The 23,010-nt window shown below is 69.9% G+C and carries 20 protein-coding genes; 10 read left to right on the plus strand and 10 right to left on the minus strand.

Features of this window, described 5'->3' with window-relative positions; all coding sequences use genetic code 11:
• The first annotated feature begins 883 nt into the window (after positions 1-883).
• From E1294_RS31385 to E1294_RS31410, 6 genes are read left to right on the plus strand one after another with little or no spacing between them, the layout of a single operon-like run.
• Positions 884-1,927 carry a MinD/ParA family ATP-binding protein gene (locus E1294_RS31385; RefSeq protein ID WP_132514423.1) on the plus strand — a complete coding sequence of 348 codons (1,044 nt, stop codon included), beginning with the start codon at positions 884-886 and terminating at the stop codon, positions 1,925-1,927.
• A 47-nt stretch (positions 1,928-1,974) separates the two neighbouring features.
• The gene (locus E1294_RS31390) at positions 1,975-4,452 is read left to right on the plus strand and encodes an ATP-binding protein (RefSeq protein ID WP_132514425.1); all 2,478 of its coding nucleotides are present in this window, start codon (positions 1,975-1,977) and stop codon (positions 4,450-4,452) included.
• Positions 4,449-6,686, plus strand: a complete 2,238-nt coding sequence (locus E1294_RS31395) for a type IV secretion system protein (RefSeq protein WP_132514427.1) — start codon at positions 4,449-4,451, stop codon at positions 6,684-6,686. The genes E1294_RS31390 and E1294_RS31395 overlap by 4 nt, the downstream gene beginning before the upstream one ends.
• 2 nt (positions 6,687-6,688) lie before the next feature.
• Positions 6,689-7,315 carry a photosystem II reaction center protein PsbN gene (locus E1294_RS31400; RefSeq protein WP_132514429.1) on the plus strand — a complete coding sequence of 209 codons (627 nt, stop codon included), beginning with the start codon at positions 6,689-6,691 and terminating at the stop codon, positions 7,313-7,315.
• Positions 7,312-8,397 (plus strand): C40 family peptidase, encoded by a 1,086-nt coding sequence (locus E1294_RS31405; RefSeq protein WP_132514431.1) that lies wholly within the window; start codon positions 7,312-7,314, stop codon positions 8,395-8,397. The genes E1294_RS31400 and E1294_RS31405 overlap by 4 nt, the downstream gene beginning before the upstream one ends.
• A gap of 13 nt (positions 8,398-8,410) precedes the next feature.
• Positions 8,411-8,803, plus strand: a complete 393-nt coding sequence (locus E1294_RS31410) for a (deoxy)nucleoside triphosphate pyrophosphohydrolase (RefSeq protein WP_132514433.1) — start codon at positions 8,411-8,413, stop codon at positions 8,801-8,803.
• A 319-nt stretch (positions 8,804-9,122) separates the two neighbouring features.
• Here the strand turns inward: E1294_RS31410 and E1294_RS31415 are convergent, their stop codons facing one another.
• The 3 genes from E1294_RS31415 to E1294_RS31425 form a co-directional block, all read right to left on the minus strand.
• Entirely contained in the window at positions 9,123-9,521 is a 399-nt protein-coding gene (locus E1294_RS31415; RefSeq protein ID WP_132514435.1) for a hypothetical protein, read from the minus strand.
• A gap of 16 nt (positions 9,522-9,537) precedes the next feature.
• On the minus strand, positions 9,538-10,020 hold the full coding sequence (locus E1294_RS31420; RefSeq protein ID WP_132514437.1) for a hypothetical protein: 483 nt from the start codon (positions 10,018-10,020) through the stop codon (positions 9,538-9,540).
• Between the two features lie 218 nt (positions 10,021-10,238).
• On the minus strand, positions 10,239-10,550 hold the full coding sequence (locus E1294_RS31425) for a hypothetical protein (RefSeq protein WP_132514439.1): 312 nt from the start codon (positions 10,548-10,550) through the stop codon (positions 10,239-10,241).
• 116 nt (positions 10,551-10,666) lie between these two features.
• Here E1294_RS31425 and E1294_RS31430 point away from each other — a divergent pair, with 116 nt between their 5' ends.
• Positions 10,667-12,010 (plus strand): hypothetical protein, encoded by a 1,344-nt coding sequence (locus E1294_RS31430; RefSeq protein ID WP_132514441.1) that lies wholly within the window; start codon positions 10,667-10,669, stop codon positions 12,008-12,010.
• A gap of 109 nt (positions 12,011-12,119) precedes the next feature.
• On the opposite strand, the gene E1294_RS31435 is transcribed toward E1294_RS31430, so the two are convergent.
• The 7 genes from E1294_RS31435 to E1294_RS31465 form a co-directional block, all read right to left on the minus strand.
• A complete protein-coding gene (locus E1294_RS31435; RefSeq protein ID WP_132514443.1) occupies positions 12,120-12,872 on the minus strand; it encodes a succinate dehydrogenase/fumarate reductase iron-sulfur subunit in 753 nt (250 codons plus the stop codon).
• Positions 12,869-14,758 carry a fumarate reductase/succinate dehydrogenase flavoprotein subunit gene (locus E1294_RS31440; RefSeq protein WP_132514487.1) on the minus strand — a complete coding sequence of 630 codons (1,890 nt, stop codon included), beginning with the start codon at positions 14,756-14,758 and terminating at the stop codon, positions 12,869-12,871. The genes E1294_RS31435 and E1294_RS31440 overlap by 4 nt, the downstream gene beginning before the upstream one ends.
• A 24-nt stretch (positions 14,759-14,782) precedes the next feature.
• On the minus strand, positions 14,783-15,571 hold the full coding sequence (locus E1294_RS31445; protein WP_132514445.1) for a hypothetical protein: 789 nt from the start codon (positions 15,569-15,571) through the stop codon (positions 14,783-14,785).
• Between the two features lie 193 nt (positions 15,572-15,764).
• On the minus strand, positions 15,765-16,211 hold the full coding sequence (locus E1294_RS31450) for a response regulator (protein WP_132514447.1): 447 nt from the start codon (positions 16,209-16,211) through the stop codon (positions 15,765-15,767).
• Between the two features lie 5 nt (positions 16,212-16,216).
• Positions 16,217-17,353 carry a sensor histidine kinase gene (locus E1294_RS31455; RefSeq protein ID WP_132514449.1) on the minus strand — a complete coding sequence of 379 codons (1,137 nt, stop codon included), beginning with the start codon at positions 17,351-17,353 and terminating at the stop codon, positions 16,217-16,219.
• Positions 17,350-18,459 carry a PP2C family protein-serine/threonine phosphatase gene (locus E1294_RS31460; protein WP_246083416.1) on the minus strand — a complete coding sequence of 370 codons (1,110 nt, stop codon included), beginning with the start codon at positions 18,457-18,459 and terminating at the stop codon, positions 17,350-17,352. The genes E1294_RS31455 and E1294_RS31460 overlap by 4 nt, the downstream gene beginning before the upstream one ends.
• Positions 18,460-18,515: 56 nt before the next feature.
• Entirely contained in the window at positions 18,516-19,445 is a 930-nt protein-coding gene (locus E1294_RS31465; protein ID WP_132514453.1) for a LysR family transcriptional regulator, read from the minus strand.
• Positions 19,446-19,580: 135 nt separating this feature from the next.
• Between E1294_RS31465 and E1294_RS31470 the strand changes: the two genes are divergently transcribed.
• Genes E1294_RS31470 through E1294_RS31480 form a run of 3 tightly spaced genes read left to right on the plus strand, consistent with a single transcriptional unit; the run spans position 19,581 to position 23,007 of the window.
• Positions 19,581-20,327, plus strand: coding sequence for a succinate dehydrogenase cytochrome b subunit (locus E1294_RS31470; RefSeq protein ID WP_246083417.1), 747 nt, complete (start codon positions 19,581-19,583; stop codon positions 20,325-20,327).
• 17 nt (positions 20,328-20,344) lie between these two features.
• On the plus strand, positions 20,345-22,270 hold the full coding sequence (locus E1294_RS31475; protein ID WP_132514455.1) for a fumarate reductase/succinate dehydrogenase flavoprotein subunit: 1,926 nt from the start codon (positions 20,345-20,347) through the stop codon (positions 22,268-22,270).
• Entirely contained in the window at positions 22,267-23,007 is a 741-nt protein-coding gene (locus E1294_RS31480) for a succinate dehydrogenase/fumarate reductase iron-sulfur subunit (RefSeq protein WP_132514457.1), read from the plus strand. Before E1294_RS31475 ends, E1294_RS31480 begins: the two co-directional genes overlap by 4 nt.
• Positions 23,008-23,010 lie beyond the last annotated feature (3 nt).

The raw sequence follows: 23,010 nt of genomic DNA on the forward strand, positions 1-23,010 counted from the left end.
GCCCCGCCCCGCCACCCCCACAGGAGCCACATCCACAGGAGCCTCCACGGGAGACGACCCCACGAGAGCCACTCCCACGGAGGTTGCTCCCACAGGAGACGACCGCGCGGGAGCCCCTGCCGCAGGCAACGACCGCGCCGAAGCCGTCCCCGCCGCGCCCGGCACGCCGAAGGCGGCCGACGTTTCTCCGGCCGCCGCCGGTGATGCGGCTGAGGCCGCCGGTGTTTCCCCGGTTGTTGTCGGTGATGCAGCCGGGGCCGCTGACGTTCCGCCGGTTGCTGCCGGTGGTGCGGCCGGGGTCGCGGACGCTCCGTTCGACGCCGAAGAAGCGGGCAGCCTCTCGGAGGGTGCCGTCGCGAGGGGATCAGGTGACGGCGCCCCGGCTGCCGTCTCACCGGAAGCGGGTGGTGGCGCGCAGGACGTGCTTGACACCGTCACCGCCGAGTCCAGGGGCGCGCCGGACGCGGTCCAGGACGAGGTGGGGAACACCCTCGGTCAGGTCGCGGGCGTACAGGAAGCGCCAGGCGCCCCGGAGCCCTCGACGCGGGGCCAGGCGACGGGCGGGCGTGTGAGGCCGACGCTGGTCCCGGTGGACGGGTCCGGACCGGGCCGGACGACAGACGAAGGCCGCGACACGCCCGCACCTGACGCGGTCGGTGACCATGACGCCCCTGCGGCGCGCGCTCGTGGTGCCCGCGATGCCCGGGTGGCCGGCGGTCGCGGTGGTGGGGTTACCAGCGATCGGGAGGTTCCGGCGGCCCGCAGCGCGGGGGCCGACAGCGGACGCGACGTCCCGGTGGCGGGTGGTCAGAGGCCTGCGGCGGGCGGCAGGAGGGGTGCGCGGACGGGCGGTCAAGGGGCCGCGAGGCAGGACGCGCCGCCGTTGCGGAGCGAACCCGGCCGGGGCGGCGAGCGGGTGCCGCCCGTGCCCTCGCCCGTGCCCGTGCCGCGCCCTGGTGAGGGACGGGTGCGCCGGGTCGAGTCGGTGGTCGGGCGCGACTCCGGCGGGTGGCGGCGGATCGCGCAGGTGGTCGTCGGCGGGGGTGGTGTACGCACCGACGGGTCCGAGATCGACGAGGCCAGGGCGAGGGGTGTGTTCAGCGGCAGCCGCAGGGTCGTCGTGCTGGGATGCACCGGCGGCGCCGGGCAGAGCACGACCGCGCTCATGCTGGGCCACACGTTCGCCCGCTATCGCGATGACCGGGTGGTGGCTGTCGACGCCAACACCGGCGGCAGCACCCTGACGAGCAGGATCGAGCTGGAGACCCCCGAGACGCTCACCTCGCTGTTGTCCGGTCTCGACCGGGTCAGCGGCTACCTCGCCATGCGCGGATACACCACCAGGACGGCCTCCGGGCTAGAGGTGATCAGCGCGGACACCGACGCCGGCGCCGAGCAGCGCCTGGCGGACCGGTCCCTCTTCTCCGACCACCGGCTGGGCGAGTCGATGCGCCTGCTGGACCGCCACTACAAGCTGGCCGTCATCGACCCGGCCGCCGCGCTGGCGGCACGGGTCCTGCCGTACGCCGACCAGCTGGTGCTGGTGGTCCCGGCGAGCGAGGAGGCGTCCGAGGCGGTGGCGATGACGTACGAGTGGCTCGACGGGCACGGCTGCGCGGAGCTGCGCAGGCGTGCGGTGATGGTCGTGAACGGCGTGAGCAGGCGTTCGATGGCCGATGTCGAGCAGGCGGAGGCGGTGGCCAGAGGCAGGTGCCGGGCCATCGTCAGGGTCCCCTGGGAGGACGATCTGGCGCCCGGCGGTGCGGAGGTCGTCGAACCCGGGCAGTTGCGCGCGGCCGGGCGGCGAGCCTACCTCGCCCTCGCGGGCGTGGTGATAGCGGGCTTCGCGGCGAAGGCACAGACCGTCCGACCGAGCGAGGAGGAGTTGGCGAGTGACCCCCCGGGCACGAGAATCGGTGAGCGATAAGTGAACAAGCGAGCAGGCCTGGCCCGTTCATGCGCTGAGGGGGCGGCATGAGCAGGGCATCACGAGCGCACCAGCGCCTCGCGGTCCGCTATTTCGACGACCGCATCCTGCTCACGGACACCTGCGCATGGGCGTACTTCAGACTCCCGACGGTCAGCTACGAGTTCGTCACGCCTGAGGAGCGCGAGGCGCTGGCCACCAACGTCACGATCGCGCTGGCCGCGATCAGGATGCCGGACGCCGAGGTCCACCTGAGGGTCGCGCACCGCACCTACCCCGCGGCGGAGTGGGCCATGGCGCTCGACGCCACGTCCGACGAGGGGCCCGGCTGGCGCGACTACCTGGAGGAGATGTACCGGCACGTCTGGGCGAAGGACTTCTGGTCGAAGGAGGTCTACCTCGGCGTGCGGCTCGGGCCGCGCGGCAAGCAGCTCGGCAGCGGCGTGCTCAGCCAGCTCCTCGGCTTCTACCAGAAGACCGAGAAGTCTCTCGGCATGGAGGACGACCACGTGCCCGACAGCGAGATCGGGCGGTGGACGGAACAGGCGGAGCGGCTGGGCAGAGCGCTCGCGTCGAGCGCCCTCTACGCCAGGCACGCCACCTCCGTGGAGGTGGCGTGGTTGTTCCAGCACGCGGCCGCGGGCGCTCTGGGCGACCCGCCGCCGTCGGCGAGCCCGAAGCGGCGCTGGGGCAGGGGCGAGATCGAGGCGCTGGTGGAGGGCGAGATCCACAACGGCAGGTCGTTGCTGCGGATCGTGCAGCCGCAGGGCGACTCGTACGTGGCTCACCTGTCGTTCGCGCGGTTTCCCGATCTCATGCCGTTCCCCGACGGCGAGCCGTGGATGCACTTCGCCGACCAGCTCGCGTTCCCCGTGGAGATCTCGTCGCGGATGCGGCTGATCCCGCCGGTCAAGGCGTCCAAGGACGTCGCGCGCAAGCTGGCGCACGCCCGCGACATGGACCACCACATCCGGGAGGCGGGCGCGGAGGCGCCGCTGGCGCTGGCGGAGCAGATCGACGCGGCCCGGATGCTGGAGCACGGCATCACGAAGGAGCGGCTGCCGTTCGTGTACGGCTGGCACCGCCTGATCGTGTCGGCCCCGACCGAGGACATCTGCGTGCAGCGGGTGGAGGCGGTCGTCGAGCACTACCGCGACATGGGCATCGACGTGGTCAACTCGACCGGCGACCAGTTCTCGTTGTTGCGTGAGGCGTTGCCGGGGGAGAAGGTGCAGGTCAACGCCTACGCCCAGCGCCAGCCGCTGCGGACGATCTCGGGCGGCATGGCCACGGCGACCGTCGACCTCGGCGACCGGCTGGACGACGGCAGCGAGGGCTGGCTGGGCCCGTACATCGGCGAGACCGTGGGCAGGGCGCGCAGCATCGTGCACTTCGACCCGCTGCTTGCGGCCAGCCGTAACCGGCCGACCGCCATCGCGATCACTGGCGAGCCGGGCGGCGGCAAGACGACGCTCGCGCTGCTGATGATCTATCAGATGGCGTTGCGCGGCGTGACGGTCGCGGTGATCGACCCGAAGGGCGACGCCGAGTCGCTCGTACGGCTGCTCGACAAGCGCGGGCGTAAGGCGCGCATCATCCCGCTCGGCTCGGCGGCGCCCGGGTTGCTCGACCCGTTCTCGTTCGGCGACGACATCGCGGCGAAGAAGACGATGGCCACCGAGACGTTGCGCTTGCTGCTGCCCCGCATGTCGGAGGAGCGTGAGTCGGCGATGATCCAGGCGGTGGCCGCGGTGTCGAACGCGCCCGACCCTTCGCTGGGCAAGGTCGTCGACTTCCTGGAGCAGGCCGGCGACGCCGCGTCGAAGAACCTCGGCGCGGTGCTGCGCTCCATGTCGGAGATGCACCTGGCCAGGCTCTGCTTCGACCCTTCCGGCGGCGACCAGATCGACACGGAGGGGTGGACGACCGTGTTCACGCTGGGCGGGCTCACGCTGCCCGACGTGGCCACGACCAGGGATGACTACTCCTACGAGCAGCGGCTGTCGGTGGCGCTGCTCTACCTGGTCTCCCAGTTCGCGCGCAGGCTGATGAACGGCCTCGACCGGCGCGCCCCGAAGGCGATCTTCCTGGACGAGGCGTGGGCGATCACCTCCACGCCCGAGGGCGCCAAGCTGGTGCCCGAGGTCAGCCGGATGGGCCGCTCCCGCAACACCGCTCTGGTGCTGGTCTCGCAGAACGCGGGAGACCTGCTGAACGAGCAGGTGACCAACTGCCTGTCGTCCGTCTTCGCGTTCAGGTCCACCGAACGGGTGGAGGTGGACCACGTCATGTCCCTGCTCGGGGTGGAGCCGTCGGAAGAGCACAAGGCCGTGCTGCGCTCGCTCGGAAACGGCGAATGCGTATTCCGTGATCTGGATGGCAGGGCGGGCCGCATCGGAGTAGACCTGATCTCCGAGGAACTTCTCCGTTGGCTCGACACGAACCCCACACACGACAAACCCGTCGCCGACGGGCATGATGATCTTCAGGGGGGCGTGGGCAGAGCGCAGGAGGTACGGTCATGAAGGTCCGGCTATCCCGACGACTCGCGCTGGCGTTCGCGCTCGTCACCGCCGTGCTCGTGGTGCCCGTCGTGGTGGGCGGTGTGTCCACCCCGGCGGCCGCGGCCCCCTGCGACCTGTCGGGCGCGCTCGCGCCCGAGGTGATCGGCGGCGGCACCGACGGCATGATCCAGCCGCCGCCCCCCGAGGGCGGAGCGCCGGCTCCGACCACCAACTACGGCCAGTTCGGAATGAGCGGCCAGTTCTGGCACACCCACGAGCTGGGTTGTTCCGACTACGTCGCCGTGCTCGGCAACATGTGGGCCAACGGCATCTTCACCGCGGCCAAGGCCGTCGACCGGCTGACGATCACCACGTACCAGGCGGCCGCGACCGAAGGGCCGCTTCAGTCGATCAAGAACGTGGTCGACGACATCGTCACGAGTCTGGCCAACGCGATGTACTGGCCGCTCCTCCGCCCGATCGTGATCATCGGCGCGATCTGGCTGGCCTGGTACGGCCTGATCCGCAAGCGGGCCACCACGACCGCCGAAGGCGTCATCTGGATGGTCCTGGCGGTCACCGTGGCGGTCTGGTTCTTCAGCAGGCCCGCCGACTTCACCGGGCTCGGCAAGGTGGTCACCGACAAGACCGGCGAGGTCGTCAACTCGGCGTTCTCCGGCCTGCCTGGCGCGGGCGGCGCGTCCTGCCTGCCGCCTCCCGGCGACAGCGCTCCTGAGCTCAAGCCGGGCGGCTACGGCCAGACCGGCACGCCGGGCGTCGAGCAGAACGCCGACGCGCTGTGGTCCACGCTGGTCTGCAAGCCGTGGCTGGTGGGCCAGTTCGGCACCGCCGACCCGCAGCAGCCCATCGTGCGCGACTTCGGCCGCAAGATGCTGGAGATCCAGTCGATCCCGCCCGCCGTCGCCGGCCAGCCCGCCCCCGACGTGGGGGCCCGCCAGTCGGAGTACGCGGAGCTGGCCTCGCAGCTCAGGAATGACCCCCGCTACACCGTCTTCTCCGGCAGAGACTGGTCCAACCGGCTCGGCGTGGCCGTCGGCGCGTTCATCGCCGCGCTGGTCGCCGGCACGCTCATCTTCCTGGTGGCGGTCTCGCTGCTGGTGCTGAAGGTGGGCTTCCTGCTGCTGCTCATCCTCGGGCCGATCTTCCTGCTCATCGGCGTGCATCCGGGCAGCGGGCGGATCATCGCCATGCGCTGGGTGGAGATGCTCGTCGGTACGCTGCTGAGACAGGCCGTGCTGACGATCGTGCTCAGCGTGCTCGTGTACGGCTACGCGCTGATCATCTCCACGGCCATGCCGTGGGGGCTGCAGGTGTTGTTCATGGCCCTGCTGACGATCGCGGTGTTCTTCTACCGCCGCCCGTTCCAGCACCTGTTCGCCTCGCTGAACGGCCACACGGTCACCACCCGCATGCTCGGCGAGGCGGCGAGTTCGTCCGTGCTCGAACGGTCCGCGGGCGCGTTGCCGCCGGTCGCGTCGGCCAGGATCGGACGCTGGGGGTTGCGCAAGGCCGAGCCGGTCATCAGGGCGGCGGCCGCGGCCAACCCGGCGGGGGCGGCGGCCACGGCGGCGACGGGCCAGGCCAGGGTCCGCGCGGAGGAAGGGGAAGGTGCTCCTTCCGGCACCCGCGTGCCCGCCACGGCGGCGCCCCTCGACACCGACCAGCAGGGCGGCAAGGCGGCGACCAGGGCGCCGCTCGAACCACGCAGGGGCACGGCACCGCCGCTCAATCTGGGCGCGCCCACCCGCACGCACGGCGGGGCGGGGGGCGTCAGGCCCGGTGGCGGGTCCGGTGGTGCGGCAGGAGGCAGGACCGGTGCCGGCGCGGGCGCCGGCGGGTCCAGCGGGTCCGGCGGCGGCTGGTTCGGCGGCGGGTCCGGTGGCGGCTGGGCGCGGCGCGGCGGCTCGTCGGGCGGCTCGCGTAACGGCTCATCGGGCGCCTCGCGCGGGTCGAGGTTCGGCGGGTCCGGCGGCACCCGTTCCCGCGGCTCCGGCGGCGGGTTGTTCGGCGGTTCCAACGGCTCCGGCGGAGCGCGGTCCGGTGGCGGCGGAGGCCAGGCCAGACCGCGCGGCGGGCAGTCAGGTTCCCGGATCTTCGGCTCCGGCGAGTCGTCATCGCGCTCCTCGGAGGCGCCGCCGCTCTGGCTGCGCAGCGGCAGCGACGGTGGCGGCTCCGGAGGTGACAGCCCCTCCGTGCCGTTCTGGCTCAAGCCGAACTCCCCCGACAAGGACTGAACATGGCACAGCCAGGTGACCGGCGCGGGCTGGCCTTCGCCGTCATCGTCGTGGTCGTCGCCGCGGTCGGCATCTACCTGACGATCGGGCCGCCCTCGGAGGAGCAGGCGGAGCCCGCGCGGGAGGCGACCCCCGCGGCCGTCACACCGGCGGCTTCGAGCACGCCGCTGGCGACCGCGAGCGCCGAGCCGTTCGACGTCTACTCCTACCTGCCCATGCAGAAGGAGCAACTCGCCGCGGCTGCGGACCTCGCCGAGCGGTTCACCGCCGAGTACGGCACGTTCCGTCACGACGAGGATCCGGCGGCCTACGCGGCGCGGCTGAAGGCGTACACGACGGCGGAGTTCGGCAACGAGCTGACCAGAACGCTCTCCTCGGCGGGCACCATCGAGCAGAACCGCAACGACGAGATCGTCTCCACGGCCACGGCCAGGCTGAAGGAGATCAGGCAGGTCGAGAAGACCTCTGTCGTCTTCGTGATCAGTGCCACCCGGCAGGTCGCCGCGAAGAGCGGCGCCAAGCAGCACAACGAGGAGTACGCGGTCACGGTGAGCCAGGTGGGAGCCGACTGGCGGGTCTTCGACCTCCGTCCGTCGACGGAGGGCCAGGAGGGGGACATTCTGGAATGAAAGGTTCGCGTCTCGCTCTGGTGATCGGTCTCGCCGGGGCGTTGATCCTGGTGGCGGTCATCATCTCGCCGATGTTGCTGATCTCGTTGCCGTCCTTCATCTCCGGCGGCGGCTCCGTCGACTGCGAGGACGACACGCAGGTGGAGGAGGTGTCCGACTCGGGCTCCTCCGACATTCCCGGCAAGTACCTGGAGTTGTACAAGAAGCACGGCAAGAAGATCGGCGTGCAGTGGAACATCCTGGCCGCCGTGGGCAAACGCGAGACCGACCACGGCCGCTCCGACCTGCCGGGCGTCAAGAACGGCACCAACCACGCGGGCGCGGCGGGGCCGATGCAGTTCCTGATCTCCACGTGGGGCGGCAAGGCCAGGATCCCGATGTCGTCCGACTTCAACGGCTACGCCTCCGACGGCGACGGCGACGGCGTGGGCGACGTCTACAACCCCGCCGACGCCATCCTGGGCGCCGCGAAGATGCTCAAGCGCAACGGCGCGCCGGAGAACGTGCGGCAGGCGTTGTTCGTCTACAACCGGGCCTGGTGGTACGTCGACCAGGTGGTCGAGATCGCCAGGAAATACGCCAGGTCAGGCGAGGTGAAGCTGCCCCCGCAGGCCTCGGAGGAGTGCGACGACCCGCTGATCGAGGCCGCGCCGAGCGACGTCGTGGCCAAGATCCTCGAGTACGCGCTAGACCAGCGCGGCAAGCCGTACCTGTGGGGCGGCACGGGGCCCGACGCGTTCGACTGCTCGGGCGTCATCTACGCGGCCTACCGGGCGGCGGGATTAGTGATCCCGCGTACGACGTTCGTGCAGTGGCCTTTCGGGGTGAAGATCCAGGAAGGGGACGAGCAGCCGGGCGACCTGGTGTTCTTCAACTCCGGTCCCGGCACGTCGGCGAACAGCCCCGGTCATGTCGGCCTGGTCGTGTCCAAGGGCAAGATGCTGGAGGCCCGCTGCCGGTTGTGCGGGCCGATCAAGGTCACCGGCTATGAGGCCCGTACCAACCGGGTGGGCTTCACCCGGCCCCTCCAGAACCCCGACGTGCTCGAACAGCTCAGGAAGCTGCAGAATCCATCCCTGTGAGGAATGTGACGTGATGAGCACGGTCGTGGTCGTGGCCGCGGTGATCGTCGCTCCCGGCGGCCGGGTGCTCGCTGCCCAGCGAGCTGAACCGGCGGCGCTGGCCGGCGGGTGGGAGTTCCCCGGCGGGAAGGTGGATCCCGGGGAGAACGAGCGGGTGGCGCTCGTGCGGGAGTGTCGCGAGGAACTCGGCGTCGAGATCGCGGTGGGCGAACGTGTGGGCGGTGACTGGCCGCTCTCGCCGGGGTATGTCATGCGCGTGTGGCTGTGCTCCCTGATTTCGGGCGTGCCCGAAGCCAAGGAGCACCTGGCGCTGCGGTGGCTCGGTCCCGGCGACTATTACGACGTCGACTGGCTGGGCGCGGACCTGCCCATCATGAAGACCGTGGAGAACCTGCTGCCCCGGTGATGAGCCTCTCACTCTGTGTGACATGATGATGACTCGGTGTGATTTGTCGCAACGGGGGAGTGGGAATGATGCGGCGTGGCTGGATCATTGCCGGGGCCCTGCTTCTGACGGCGGTGCCCTGTGTGCCCGTGGGGGCCACCGGTGTGTCGCTGGTGCTCGAGCGGATCAAGGGGTCCGACGGCGCGGGAAAGCGGGTCAGGACGGGGGACGTCCAGCGGTTCAAGGTACGGCTGAACGGGATGGGCAGGGGCGCGAGTGTCGCGGTGGCGGCCAGCCCGGCGGAAGCGCTGGCGGAGGTCGTCTGCGCCCCGTCGCCCGCTCATCCCGCCGTGAGTCCCGGGCCGGGGATCACCGGTCCCGGGGCTGTCACGCCGCAGCCCGCGACGCCGGAGCAGGCCACACTTCCCGGGGCGAACCGGGAGCTGGCGGGAGGCCCCCGGGCGGATGTGGCGTCGGTGGGTGAGATGGCCTCGAAGGAACTCGCCGTACGCGCGTTGTCGGCCCCTTCCGGCTCCATCCGCGCCAGCGCATCCCCGCCGGGAACGCGGGTGTGCAGGCTGGGCGAGGTCTCCGGGGAACGATCCGTGGAGGTGACGCTCACCGCACCGGCCGGGGCCATGGCTGTGGCGCTGGCGGCGGTCGCCCGGATGCGCACCGACTCCGGTGACGGGCTGACGACCATGGCCAACACCGTCACCACGCGGGTCGGGAGCGCCATATCGCCGACCCGGCCGTCAGGACCGGACGAGCCCGGCGGCGGCACACCGGTGCCCTACGGTCGGCAGGACCAGTCGCCGGGCGCCGACCACCCTGCTGTCCCCGGCGCCTGGCCGCCGGCCGGCCCTGGGGCGGGGGAATGGCCTGATGCGGAGGTCTGGCCGCCCGGTGGGCCTGTAGCCGGGGGGTGGCCACCTCCTGGTTTCGATGTGGAGGGCCGGCGGCCCGTCGGTCCAGGGGTGCGGCAGCACGGCGCGGAAGCCCAGGAGCCCGTGGAGGTCGGTGCACAGGAGCACGGTCACGTGGAGCGCGAGATGGAAGGTGCGCGGCGCGACGCTGAAGGACACGCGGAGGGGCGACCGATCATGCGGGGTGGGGCTGAGGAGCAGGTGCCGCCCACCGCCTCCCCGCAGCGGGCGCCAGGAACGTCCGCACAGGAGCAGGAGCAGGGCGCGGGTCTCGAATCCGCGCAGCAACTGCCCAACGGGTCCCAGCCTCACGGGTCCCAGCCTCACGGGTCCCAGCCTTACGGGTCCCAGCCTTACGGGTCCCGGTCTCATGGGGGTGCCCATCCTCAAGGAACCGCACAGCCTCAGACCGTCCAGGCTCAAGGAAGCGCGCAGCCTCAGCGGACTGTCCAGGCTCAAGGAAGCGCGCAGCCACACCAGTCCGTCCAGGCTCAACAGTCCGCACCCCAGACCCGAGAATCCGCGCAGTCTCAGGGCTCGACTCGGTCCCACGGGTCCACACAGTCGATGCCCCACGGGTCCGCGCAGGAATTGCCCGACGGGTTCGCGCAGGCGACCCCCGAGGGGGCGCCGCAGGTGGCGGCGACCGCGGGGAACGTTCCGTCTCCGGAGGTGTCGTTCCCGCCGGCCGCAAGTCCCGGGTCGGCGCCGTTGCCGTGGGAAATGGTGGCGTCGGCGAAACGTGTGCGCCCGGAAGAGGGGGTCAGCATCGTGGACGGCGCGACGGGTTTCTGGCTGGCGGCCGGAGCCGTCGGACTGCTGCTGGGGGCCTTGCGGCTCATTGTCACGGTACAACAGGGCCGTAACCGTAAATTGGAGTTGTAAATCAGTCTTTACTGTTACTTTGACCCGGCTAGTATTTTTTTGACCACGGTTTCGGGACTGTCGGAGGGCAACGGTGGAGCGCACGCGAGCGACAGCCGTGTCCGCGATCGTCTTGGCGCTGGGCCTCGCCGGTGCGGGCGCGGCCCCGTTCATCGTGCAGAGCGCCAGCGCCTCCACGGCGGCGTACGACCCCATCGAGGGGTGCAATCCCGGCGATGTGTGCGACGCCTGGCCGGAGAATCCCGAGACCACGGTGACGGTCACGGCGACGGCGGGCCAGCCCCCTCCTGACGAGCCTGAGGAGGAGCAGGATCCGGAGACGACGATCACCCAGACCGTCACCGCGACTCCTACGAAGACCACCAAGAGCCCCACGCCGAAGAAGACCACCAAGAGCCCGACCCCGAGCAGCACGCCGTCCACTCCGCAGCAGCAGCCGCAGCCGCTGCCCACGCAGAGCGTCGAGGTGCCGCCCAGCACCTCCGTCACCGCCACTCCTGAGGAGAGCGTGGAGATGCCGGCCGTCGCACCGACCGAGACGCCCACCAACGCGCCGTTGAGCGAGTCGCCGCCTCCCTCCTCCGAGGAGGTGCCGCTGGAGTTGCGGAACGCGGCGCCCGAGTTCGACCAGCGCACGCTGACGCAGAAGCTCAGCATCCCTGCGCTGGTGCTGGTGCTGCTCGCGCTCTTCGCCGTCCTCATCTTCGAGGGGCGGCTGCGCCGGATGGCCCACGCGGCGGCGGTACGCAAGGCGGGGCCGATGTCCCGCCCGGAGATGCCTCCGGGCGGCGGCTACCCGGCGGGCCCGGGCTACGCCACGGCGGGTTTCCCCGCCCCCGGCTATCCGGGCGGCACGGCGTACGCGCCGATCATCAGCTTCGTCCCCGTGCAGACCTACCCGGGCGGCCAGGTGCAGTACGGCGCCGTCTACCAGGAACCGCAGCCGGCCCCGCTGCAGGACCACCCGCACGAGGAGCAGCCCCCGGCGGAGGAGCCGGTGGTGCTGCACCCGGACGAGTTCGGCTCCTACAGCCACGAGCCGCCCAAGCAGAGCGAATACCGTGACCCGTTCGAGCCGGTGATCCCGCCGGCGGACATTCCGCCGGGGGGTGCGAGCCCGTACGAGGACGAGAGGGAGCGCCCGAGCGCGCCGGCCTCGGCTGCGGAGCCGGGTGACGCGGAGCCGTGGCAGGGCCCGTCGGCCTCGCTGTTCGAGCCGCCCGTCCGCGGCGGAAACTACGACCCGCCGCCCTACCTTCCCGCCGACGGCGACGTGACCGCGATCCAGCCGCTGCCGGACCAGGAGCCGGAGCGCGAGCGGCCGGCAGGCACGCAGGAGGGCCAGGAGACGCAGGAGCCCGCGCAGGAGGCGCCGGGCGACTCCAAGCGCAAGCGCCGCTGGGGCCGCAAGAAGTAGGCGCCCGGCGCGGAAGACAGGCGCGGAAGACAGGCGCACGCCGCGAGGACGTGGACACACGGAAGGCGGCGGCCGGATGATCCGGCCGCCGCCTTCCGTGTTCAGCGCCCTACGAGGTGCGCTTGAAGATCTTGTTGCCCAGCCACACCAGCGGGTCGTACTTCCGGTCGACCACGCGCTCCTTCATCGGGATCAGCGCGTTGTCGGTGATCTTGATGTGCTCGGGGCAGACCTCGGTGCAGCACTTGGTGATGTTGCAGTAGCCGAGCCCGTGCTCCTCCTGGGCCGTCTCCTGACGGTCCGCCACGTCGTACGGGTGCATGTCCAGCTCGGCGATCCGCATGAGGAAGCGCGGACCGGAGAAGGTCGGCTTGTTCTCCTCGTGGTCACGGATCACGTGGCAGATGTTGTTGCACATGAAGCACTCGATGCACTTGCGGAACTCCTGGGACCGCTCGACATCGACCTGCTTCATCCGGAACTCGCCGGGCCGGACGTCGGCCGGCGGCGTGAAGGACGGGACTTCCCGGGCCTTCTGGTAGTTGAAGGACACGTCGGTGACGAGGTCCTTGATGACGGGGAACGTGCGCATCGGCGTGACCGTGATGGTCTCGTCCTCCTCGAAGGTGGACATCCGGGTCATGCAGCCCAGGCGCGGCTTACCGTTGATCTCCATGCTGCACGAGCCGCACTTGCCCGCCTTGCAGTTCCAGCGCACGGCCAGGTCGGGCGCCTGCGTGGCCTGGAGCCGGTGGATGATGTCGAGGACGACCTCGCCCTCGTTGACCTCCACGGTGAAGTCCTCGAGCCTGCCCTCGCCGCCCTCACCGCGCCAGACCTTGAACTTTGCCTTGTAGCTCATGACTTCGCTATCCCGTCGAACTCGGTCATCTCTTCGTCGGTGAGGTATTTGCTCAGCTCGTCGCGTTCGAAGAGGCTGATCAGGTCGTCGCGCATGCGCGGCTGGATCTTCTCCTCGACGCGGACGTCCGAGCCGCCCTCAGTGGAGCAGACGAGCAGCTTGCGGCGCCACTCCGGGTTCATCCCGGGGAAGTCGTCGCGGGTGTGGCCGCCGCGGCTCTCCTCGCGCAGCAGCGCGGCGCGTGCCACGCACTCCGACACCAGCACCATGTTGCGCAGGTCGATCGCGAGGTGCCAGCCGGGGTTGTAGACGCGTGAGCCGGCCGCTCCGACCAGTGCCACCCGCTCCTTCAGCTTCTCCACGACCTGGAGAGCCTCGGCGACCTCGTCGGGCTTGCGGATGATGCCGACGAGTTCGTTCATGGTGCGCTGGAGCTCGTGGTGCACCTCGTAGGGGTTCTCGCCGCTGCGTCCGAGTGGCGCGATCGCCTCCTCGCGGGCCGCTTCGACCGCGTCGTCGGCCACCTTGGGCCGGGCCGCGAGCCCGTCCACGTACGCCGCCGCGCCCGCGCCCGCCCGGCGCCCGAACACCAGCAGGTCGGACAGCGAGTTGCCGCCCAGCCGGTTGGAGCCGTGCATGCCGCCGGAGACCTCGCCGGCCGCGAACAGGCCGGGCACGGCCGCCGCGCCGGTGTCGGCGTCGACCTCGACGCCGCCCATGATGTAGTGGCAGGTCGGGCCCACCTGCATGGGCTCGGCGGTGATGTCGACGTCGGCCAGCTCCTTGAACTGGTGGTGCATCGACGGCAGCCGCTTCTTGATCTCCTCGGCGGGCAGCCGGGTGGAGACGTCGAGGAAGACGCCGCCCTGGGGCGAGCCGCGACCGGCCTTGACCTCGGCGTTGATCGCGCGGGCCACCTCGTCACGCGGCAGCAGCTCCGGCGGGCGCCGGTTATTGGCCTGGTCGGTGTACCAGCGGTCGCCCTCTTCCTCGCTGGTGGCGTACTTGTCCTTGAACACGTCGGGGACGTAGTCGAACATGAAGCGCTTGCCCTCGGAGTTGCGCAGCACGCCGCCGTCACCGCGGACGGACTCGGTGACGAGGATGCCGCGCACGGACGGCGGCCAGACCATGCCCGTGGGGTGGAACTGGATGAACTCCATGTTGATCAGGTTGGCGCCGGCGAGCAGGGCCAGGGCGTGGCCGTCGCCGGTGTACTCCCACGAGTTGGAGGTGACGACGTAGGACTTGCCGATCCCGCCGGTGGCCAGGACGATGGCCGGCGCGTCGAAGAGGATGAAACTTCCTGACTCGCGCCAGTAGCCGAACGCGCCGGAGATCGCGTCGCCGTCCTTGAGCAGCCGGGTGACCGTGCACTCGGCGAAGACCTTGATGTAGGCCTCGTAATCGCCGTGCGTCTCGTAGTCCTCCTGCTGGAGCGCCACGACGCGCTGCTGCAGGGTGCGGATCATCTCCAGCCCGGTACGGTCACCCACGTGTGCGAGCCGTGGATACTCGTGCCCGCCGAAGTTCCGCTGGCTGATCTTGCCGTCCTTGGTGCGGTCGAACAGCGCACCCCAGGCCTCGAGCTCCCAGACGCGGTCGGGCGCCTCCTTGGCGTGCAGCTCGGCCATCCGCCAGTTGTTGAGGAACTTGCCGCCCCGCATGGTGTCACGGAAGTGCACCATCCAGTTGTCGTCGGAGTTGACGTTGCCCATCGCGGCGGCGGCGCCGCCCTCGGCCATGACGGTGTGCGCCTTGCCGAACAGCGACTTGCAGACGATCGCCGTGCGCTTGCCCTGCTGGCGCGCCTCGATCGCGGCCCGCAGGCCGGCGCCGCCCGCGCCGATGACGACGACGTCGTACTCGTGACGCTCTGTGTTTATCGAGTTTTCCACTGAAGCTGGTCCTTACGCGTACGGGAAGGCGATGATGCCCTTGGCGACCAGGCGCACATAGAGGTCGGCGCCCATGACGGAGAACATCGAGGCCCACGCGAGGGGCTGGTGCTTGGCGTTGAGCTTGGAGACGAACGTCCAGGCCCGATAACGCAGCGGGTGACGGGAGAAGTGGTTGAGCCTGCCCGCGGTGATGTGGCGGCACGAGTGGCAGCCGAAGGTGTAGCCGAGGATGAGCACGGCGTTGACGAGCAGGATCCACGAGCCGAGGCCCAGCGGCTTGTGCACCAGCGCCAGCACGGCGTCGTAGGTGAGGATGGCGCCGATAACCACCGCGAAGTAGAAGAAGTAGCGGTGGATGTTCTGGATGATCAGCGGGAACCGGGTCTCACCGGTGTATTTCCCATGGGGCTCCTGCACGGCGCACGCCGCCGGCGACAACCAGAACGAGCGGTAGTAGGACTTGCGGTAGTAGTAGCACGTCAGCCGGAACCCGCCGGGCAGGCCGAGGATCAGCAGCCCCGGCGGGAGCGCGTACCAGTCGCCGATGGGCGCCCACCCGAACAGCCGCGCGCCGTCGCAGACCTCCGAGGTCGACAGGCAGGGCGAGGCGAATGGGGCGATGTAGGGCTCGACGAAGTTGCTCGTGTCGATGATCGCCCACACACCGTAGACAAGGAATGAGCTGAGCCCGAGGAACGTCACTAGCGGAACGAGCCACCATCGGTCGGTGCGCAGCGTGCGCACCTTGACCTGGGCACGCTGCCTTCTCGCTGGTGCTTCGGGCGTCGTTTGGGTCATCGCGGACCTCTCCACCTCCCGCGGACCCATCGCGCAGGGGGTCCGTGGTTTTCGTATTTGCTGGGCGCGCGGATGGCGATCTCCGCTCAGGCGCGCGTTGGTGGGGGATACGTTACGACGACAGGATCGAGTTTAGTGAGCGGGGTCACTCACAATTTCGATGACCCGCTGTGATTCCTGTCACGTAACCGCGTCACTGGGGCTGCCCCGAGGTAGGAAGTTTAACCACCGTTACGAAAAAATTATCTATCTGTCGGACAACCCGGATAAATTGCTCAAAGTCCACCGGCTTGGACACGTACGCATTGGCGTGCAGCCGGTAGCTGTGCAGGATGTCCTCCTCCGCCTCCGACGTCGTCAGGATCACCACCGGGATCGTGCGCAGCGCGGGGTCGTCCTTGACCGCCCGCAGGACCTCCCTGCCGCTCATCCTCGGCAGGTTGAGGTCGAGCAGGATGAGGTCGGGACGGATCGCGTCGCGGTGGTCGCCCTCCCTGCGCAGATAGGCCATCGCCTGCTCGCCGTCGTTGACCACGTTGAGGCGGTTGCGGACCTTGTTGAGGTCGAACGCCTCCTTCGTCAGCAAGATGTCCGCCTGGTCATCCTCCACCAGGAGCACATCGATCGGTCGCACGTCCATCGTGATCAGCCTCCAGCCACAGGTAGGGTCCACCGGAACGTCGTGCCCCTGCCCTCGGCGTCACCGTCCAGCCACAGCCGCCCACCGTGATACTCGACGATCTTGCGGCACAACGCGAGCCCGATTCCGGTGCCTGGATACACGTCGCGGGGATGCAGGCGCTGGAAGATCAGGAAGATGCGGTCGGCGTACTTGGACTCGACCCCGATGCCGTTGTCGGAGCAGCTGAACTCCCACATGTCGCCGCTCCGCTCCGCTCCGATGTGGATGCGCGGAGGCTCCTCGGCGCGGAACTTCACGGCATTCTCGACCAGGTTCTGGAAGAGCTGGGTGAGCTGCATCCGGTTGCCGGTGACCCGGGGCAGCGCGTCGCGGCTGACCGTGGCGCCGGTGTCCTCGATCGTGGCCGAGAGGTTCTCCAGCGCCGCGTCCAGCGCCGCGCCCGACTCGACCGAGGTCTTCTCGCTGGTGACCCGGCCGACCCTGGAGAAGTCGAGCAGGTCGTTGATGAGCAGTTGCATGCGCTTGGCGCCGTCGACCGCGTAGTGGATGTACTGCTTGGCCCGGTCGTCGAGCTGCGTGCCGTAACGCTGCTCCAGCATCTGGGTGAAGCTGGCGACCTTGCGCAGCGGCTCCTGAAGGTCGTGGCTGGCGACGTAGGCGAACTGCTCCAGCTCGCCGTTGGACCTGCGCAGCTCCTCGCTCTGGTCGGTGGCGACCCGCCAGGCCGCGACGATGCGGCCGCGCATGGAGTCGACGTGGCCGGCCAGCTCGGCCAGCTCCGCCGGCCGGTCGACGTGCAGGACGTGGTCGAAGTCGCCGCCGGCGACCGTACGCACCTGCGCGGTGAGCCGCTCGATGGGGTTCAGCACGGCGTGGCGCACGATGAACGCCAGCCCGATGCCGCAGGCGAGCAGTACCGCGAACACCACGATCAGCGTGACGTTCAGCCGGGTGAGCTGCGCGGCGATCTCGGGGGGCGGCGACAGCTCCATGGTGCGGGCGCTCATCACCAGGATGACTGTGACCCCGGCCACGAACGCGATGCCGGCGATCGTCCCGACGAACAGGAACCAGCGGGCGACCGGCAGCCGGCCCAGCCCCGTGGGCTCCGGGGCGGGCGGCAGCGGGTGGATGATCATGCTCTCCTCCTGCGCAGCAGGATCACGGCGAGGTCGTCGCTCAGCGTGCCGACATGGGTGATGAGCCGGTCGAGGTCGATGTCTCCGTGGGCGCGTACGAGCTCGACCAGGCCGTCCACCCCGATCTCCCCGTCGGGCTCGCCCACGGCCGCCTCGATCAGGCCGTCGGTGTAGAGCATCATCGTCCATTCCTCGCCCAGCGGGACGTCGATCACCCGCCACTCCGCGTCGGGGAAGATGCCGAGCGGTGGCCCGGAGGGCGTGTCGCACACCGCCTCGACGCCTCCGTCACGCACCAGCACGGGAGGCGGGTGGCCGATCACGTGCATCCTCGCATAGCGCAGGTCGGGGGCGATGGTGGCCATGCAGAGCGTGGTGAAGATCTCGGGGGCCTGGCGCTCGGCACGCAGCAGCGCGTCGAGCGCGCGCAGCATCGTCTCGTCCGTCTGCCCGGCCAGCACCAGGGTGCGCCAGGCGATCCGCAGCGCCACTCCGAGCGCCGCCTCGTCGGGCCCGTGCCCGCACACGTCGCCGATCACGACGTGCACGGAGCCGTCCGGCGTCTGCACGGTGTCGAAGAAGTCGCCGGCCAGCGTGCCGCCGCTGCCCGGCAGGTAGCGGGTGACGTGCTCCATCGCGTCGGTGCGCAGCAGCGCGTCGGGCAGCAGCGCGCTCTCCAGCCTGGCGTTCTCCTTGGCCGTCAGCTCCGCCTGCAGCAGCGCCAGGTGGGCCAGGTCGGCCCGCTTGCGCTCCATCGCGTACCGGATGGCCCTGGCCAGCAGCCGCGCGTCGATGTCCTGTTTGACCAGGTAGTCCTGGGCGCCCGCCTGGACGGCGGCGACGCCCACGTGGACGTCCCTCAGGCCGGTGAGCACCAGCACGGCCGCGTGCGGGGCCAGCGCCAGGACCTCCTCCAAGGCTTCCAGGCGGTTCGCGTCGGGCAGCGTCAGGTCGACCAGCACACCCTGGGTGTGCTCGGTCAGCTTCTCCTTCGCCTCGCGCAGACTTCGCGCCCGGAGAATCTTGGGTGGGGCTTCCGCCTCCTTGAGCAGCTCTTCGACGAGGAAGGCGTCACCGTCGTCATCCTCGATGAGGAGCAATGTCAACGTTTCTGAGAGATTTGCCGTCAAGACGCCTCTTCGGAAAATTGGAGTGATGGTGCTCATTCTGCGATGAGCTCCACCCCTTGCGGAAGCGTGCCCTCATGCCCAGATTCCACTACGAAAGCTAGCAGGATCTCGCGGAACGCCTGTGCCGCTCTGGTCGGCTCGACGTCCTTACGGTGGGCCAGGGCGATCGTCCGGCTGAGCCCCGGCGGCGCGAGCGGCGTGCCCGACAGGCCAGGCCGCCCGTCGAGCACCATCGACGGCACCACCGCCACGCCCAGGCCCGCCTCCACGAACCGCAGCACCGCGTCCATCTCACCGCCCTGCACCGCGAACCTCGGCTCGAACCCCGCCTGACGGCACGCCGCCAGCGTGGCCTCCCGCAGGTCGTAGCCGCGCCGGAACATCACCATCTGCCGGCCGCGCAGGTCCTCGATGCGCAGGTATCGCCCGTGCGCCGCCTCGTGGGAGGGCGCGGCGACCACGAGGTTCTCCCTGAGGATCTCCTCCGTCACCAGGGCCGGGTCATCGCTGTGCAGCGGCATGATGATCAGCGACAGGTCGAGTTGTCCCCGGGCCAGCGCCCTGACCAGGTCACGCGAGCCGCCCTCCTCCACCAGCAGCTCGATCCCCGGGTACGCGCGGTGGAAGCGGGCCAGCGCGTCGGCCAGCAGCCCCGCGCACAACGACGGCGTGGCGCCGAGCCGCACCCGGCCACGCCGGAGCCCCGCGAGCTCGGCCACCTCCTGCCGGGCGGTGTCGGCGTCGGCCAGGATCCGGCGGGCCAGCGGCAGCAGCGCCTCCCCCGCCGCGGTCAGCGTGACGTTGCCCCGGGCCCGGGAGAACAGCCGGGCACCCAGATCGCTCTCCAGGGTCTTGATCTGCTTGCTGAGGGACGGCTGCGCGACCCGCATGCGCTCGGCCGCCTGGGTGAAGTGCCTGGTCTCCGCGACCGCGACGAAGTAGGCCAGTTGTTGCAGCTGCATGTGACATTCCTCGCATCGGCCGACCGTCCCTGGCCTGGGGCGACCGTACAAACCAAGCATCATAGCTGATGGCTATCGAAACGAGACCTACGATGACTTGGACGGATCGTCGCTGCATACATAGCGTCTGGAAACGTGACTGCCACGATAGAGCGCGGCGCCGCCACAGCGCCCGTCACCCCTCCCAGCACCCGGAAGCGCCGCAGAGCGCGCGGCTTCATGGGTTCCTCGAACGGCAAGAAGGCCGTCATGGCCGTCACGGGCGCCGTGATGGTGCTCTTCCTCGTCCTTCATATGCTCGGCAACCTCAAGATCTTCTTCGGCCGCGACTCGTTCAACGACTACGCTCACGCGCTGCGCACGCTGCTGGAGCCGATCGCCCCCTACCGCACGGTGCTGACGATCGTGGAGATCGTGCTCGTCGCCTCCGTCGTCCTGCACATGTGGGCCGCGATCTCGCTGGCCCGGCGGGCGGGCAAGGCCAGGCCGGTGAAGTACGTCGCCAAGAAGTCGCAGGCGGGCGGCTACGCCACCCACATCATGCGCTTCGGCGGCCTGACGATCGCGCTGTTCGTGGTCTGGCACCTGCTCGACCTGACCTTCGGCGTCGTCAACCCCGAGGGCTTCGACTCCGCCCCCGCCGACCGGATGGTCGAGGGCTTCGACGCCTCCCGGTGGTGGGTGACGCTCATCTACGTCGTCGCCGTCGTCATGGTCGGTCTGCACCTGCGGCACGGCGTCTGGAGTGCGTTCCAGACCCTCGGCTGGGCCAACCGGGCCCGCAACAAGACGTTGCGCCTCGGGGCAGGGCTGCTGGCCGCCGTGCTGGTCATCGGCTTCCTCGCCCCGCCCCTCGCGATCACGTTCGGAGTTGTGCAGTGAGCAGTGGTGAACGACCAATGAGCGCGTACACGGAGGGCTCGGAGATCCGGGACACGAAGGCGCCTTCCGGCCCCATCGAGGAGCGGTGGGAGAAGCGGAAGTTCAGCGCCAAGCTGGTCAACCCGGCCAACAAGCGCAAGCTCCACGTGATCGTGGTGGGCACCGGCCTGGCGGGCGGCTCGGCCGCGGCGACGCTGGGCGAGCTGGGCTACAACGTCACGTCGTTCTGCTACCAGGACTCGCCGCGCCGCGCCCACTCCATCGCCGCGCAGGGCGGGATCAACGCGGCGAAGAACTACCGCGGCGACGGCGACAGCATCTACCGGCTCTTCTACGACACCGTGAAGGGCGGCGACTTCCGCGCCCGCGAGTCGAACGTCTACCGCCTCGCCCAGGTCTCGGTGAACATCATCGACCAGGCAGTCGCGCAGGGCGTGCCGTTCGCCCGCGAGTACGGAGGCCTGCTCGACACCCGCTCGTTCGGCGGCGCCCAGGTCTCCCGTACGTTCTACGCCCGCGGCCAGACCGGCCAGCAGCTGCTGCTGGGCGCGTACCAGGCGCTGGAGCGGCAGGTCGCGGCCGGGTCCGTCACCATGCACACCCGGCACGAGATGCTCGACCTGATCGTCTCCGACGGGCGGGCCCGCGGCGTCATCGTGCGCGACATGGTGACCGGCGAGATCGAACGCCACGTGGCCGACGCCGTGGTGCTGGCCACGGGCGGCTACGGCAACGTGTTCTTCCTGTCCACCAACGCCAAGGGCTGCAACACCACGGCGATCTGGCGGGCGCACGAGCGTGGCGCGTACTTCGCCAACCCCTGCTACACGCAGATCCACCCGACCTGCATCCCGGTCTCCGGCGAGTACCAGTCGAAGCTGACCCTGATGTCGGAGTCGCTGCGCAACGACGGACGCGTGTGGGTGCCGCTGCGCAAGAACGACTCCCGCGCCCCCGGCGACATCCCCGAGCAGGAACGCGATTACTACCTGGAGCGGATCTACCCCGCGTTCGGGAACCTCGTGCCCCGCGACATCGCCTCCAGGGCCGCCAAGAACGTCTGCGACGAGGGCCGCGGTGTCGGTCCCGGCGGGCTCGGCGTCTACCTGGACTTCCGCGACGCGATCGGCCGGCTCGGGCGCGACGCCGTGGAGAAGAAGTACGGCAACCTGTTCGAGATGTACGAGCGCATCACGGGCGAGAACCCGTACGACGTGCCGATGCGCATCTACCCCGCCGTGCACTACACGATGGGCGGGTTGTGGGTGGACTACGACCTGCAGTCCACGATCCCCGGCCTGTTCGTCATCGGGGAGGCCAACTTCTCCGACCACGGCGCCAACCGGCTCGGCGCGTCGGCGCTGATGCAGGGGCTCGCCGACGGATATTTCGTGCTTCCCACCACCATCGGCGACTATCTTGCGGACGGCCCGTTCAGCGACGTCGACGAGGAGGCCGTGGCCGCGGCCGAGATCAAGGTCCGCGACAAGATCGATCGGCTGCTGTCCGTGAACGGCACCCGCACCCCCGACTCCTTCCACCGCGAGCTCGGCAAGCTCATGTGGGATTACTGCGGCATGGAGCGCACGGAGGAGTCGCTGCGCAAGGCACTGGAGCGCATCCCGGAGTTGCGCGCGGAGTTCTGGCGCAACGTCAAGGTGACCGGCACCGCCGAGGAGCTGAACCAGGTCCTGGAGAAGGCCGGCCGCGTCGCCGACTTCTTCGACCTCGCCGAGCTCATGTGCCTGGACGCCCTGGTCCGCACGGAGTCGTGCGGCGGCCACTTCCGCGCCGAGTCACAGGACTCCGACGGCGAGGCGCTGCGCGACGACGAGCGCTTCGCGCACGTGTCGGCCTGGGAGCGCACCCCTGACGGGCCGGTGCTGCACAAGGAATCGCTCGAGTACGAGTACGTCAAGATGACCCAGCGGAGCTACAAGTGAACCTGACCCTGCGCGTCTGGCGGCAGAGCGGCCCTTCTGCCGACGGGCGGATGGTGACGTACCGGGTGGAGGACATCTCTCCGGACATGTCCTTCCTGGAGATGCTGGACGTCCTGAACGAGCGCCTCATCCTGGAGGGCGACGACCCGATCGCCTTCGACCACGACTGCCGCGAGGGCATCTGCGGCATGTGCGGCATGGTCATCAACGGCGTGGCGCACGGCGAGCAGCGCGCCACGACGACGTGCCAGCTGCACATGCGCCACTTCGAGGACGGCGCCACGATCACCGTCGAACCGTGGCGGGCGGCGCCGTTCCCGGTGGTCAAGGACCTGGTGGTGGACCGCAGCGCGTTCGACCGGATCATCCAGGCGGGCGGGTTCGTCTCCGTCCCGGCCGGCTCGGCACCCGACGCCCACAGCGTCCCCGTGCGCAAGGAGGACGCGGACGCCGCGTTCGACGCGGCGACCTGCATCGGCTGCGGGGCCTGCGTGGCCGCCTGCCCGAACGGCTCGGCGTCGTTGTTCACCGCCGCCAAGATCACTCACCTGAGCCTGCTTCCCCAGGGTCAGCCGGAACGCGTGTCCCGCGCCAAGGCCATGGTGGACCAGATGGACGCGGAGGGGTTCGGCGGCTGCACGAACACGGGGGAGTGCACGGCGGTCTGCCCCAAGGGCATCCCGCTGGACACGATCGCCCAGATGAACAGCGACTATCTCAAGGCCAACACCAAGTAGCCC

It is taken from the genome of Nonomuraea diastatica (genome assembly GCF_004349015.1).
Classification (GTDB): Bacteria; Actinomycetota; Actinomycetes; order Streptosporangiales; family Streptosporangiaceae; genus Nonomuraea; species Nonomuraea diastatica.